Below are 750 nucleotides of genomic sequence, written 5' to 3' on the forward strand. Positions count from 1 at the left end.
AACCACGCCGTCGTCCTGCCCGACGCCGACCTCGAATTCGCCGCCAACCACATCACCGCCGGCGCCTACGGCTCCGCCGGCGAACGCTGCATGGCCGTATCCGTCGCCGTCGCCGTCGGCACCGCCGCCGACACCCTCGTCGAAATCCTGGAACGCAAGGCGAGCGAGATCACAGTCGGCCCCGGCAACACCCCCGGCACCGACATGGGCCCCCTGGTCACCAAAGCCGCCCAGCAACGCATCGAGAACGCCGTCGGCACCGCCGCCACACAAGGCGCCACCCTCGTCGTCGACGGCCGCGGACTCAAGGTCGACGGCCACGAGGACGGCTTCTTCACCGGCCCCTCCCTCCTCGACCACGTCACCACCGACATGAACGCCTACAAGGAAGAACTCTTCGGCCCCGTCCTCGCCATCATCCGCGTCGACACCCTCGACCAGGCCATCGACCTCATCAACAACAACCCCTACGGCAACGGCACCGCCCTGTTCACCGCCTCCGGCGAAGCCGCCCGCCGATTCCAACGCAACATCAACATCGGAATGATCGGCATCAACGTCCCCGTCCCCGTCCCGATGTCCTACTACTCCTTCGGCGGCTGGAAGGACTCCCTCATCGGCGACTCCCCCATCCACGGCCCCGAAGGCATCCGCTTCTACACCCGCCCCAAAGTCGTCACCACCCGCTGGCCCCAACCCACACAACAAGTCAACGCCGGCTTCAACTTCCCCACCTCCAGCTGAGGTTGC

The 750-nt window shown here is 66.8% G+C and carries 1 protein-coding gene; it reads left to right on the plus strand.

The genetic code is table 11. The features are described from left to right. The coding region (locus tag FGD71_RS34895; RefSeq protein WP_119104585.1) for an aldehyde dehydrogenase family protein at nucleotides 1-744 on the plus strand (744 nt) is incomplete at its 5' end. Nucleotides 745-750 lie beyond the last annotated feature (6 nt).

The organism is Streptomyces sporangiiformans, assembly GCF_005768555.2.
GTDB classification, from domain to species: domain Bacteria; phylum Actinomycetota; class Actinomycetes; order Streptomycetales; family Streptomycetaceae; genus Streptomyces; species Streptomyces sporangiiformans.